Annotated in this window: 1 protein-coding gene; it reads right to left on the reverse strand. The window is 69.7% G+C overall.

The features are described from left to right. On the reverse strand, positions 1-455 hold a 455-nt coding region (locus JZ791_RS44265), incomplete at both ends, for a M20/M25/M40 family metallo-hydrolase (RefSeq protein ID WP_216903964.1).

A 455-nucleotide genomic window follows, 5' to 3' on the forward strand; every position in this document is an offset into this window, starting at 1 on the left:
GACGCGGTGATGGCCGGCGTGGTCCGGTCCCACATGCCGGTGTCGCAGACCAGCACCACGTCACAGCCGAGCCTTTCGCGATTCTGCGCGACCCATTCGGGAAGCCCTTGCGAGCCGCTTTCTTCCGCGCCCTCGATCAGGATGGTGACGCCGCAGGGCAGCTCGCCGCTCATGGCGATGTGGGCCCGGCACGCCTCCACGAAGGTCATGACCTGGCCCTTGTCGTCCGAGGCGCCGCGCCCGACGATCGTCTTCCCGCCCTGGCCGTCGTTCGCGATGTGCGGCTCGAAGGGCGGCGTCTTCCACAGGTCGAGCGGGTCGACCGGCTGCACGTCGTAATGGCCGTAGAACAGCACGTGCGGCGCGCCGGGCTTCGGCTTGGTCGCCAGCACCACCGGGTGCAGCGACGTGTCCTCCACGGAGGTCTCGAAGCCGAGCGCCGTGAGGTCCTGGGC

Origin of the sequence: Nocardia alni (assembly GCF_019038435.1) — a bacterium.
Lineage (GTDB): Bacteria > Actinomycetota > Actinomycetes > Mycobacteriales > Mycobacteriaceae > Nocardia > Nocardia alni.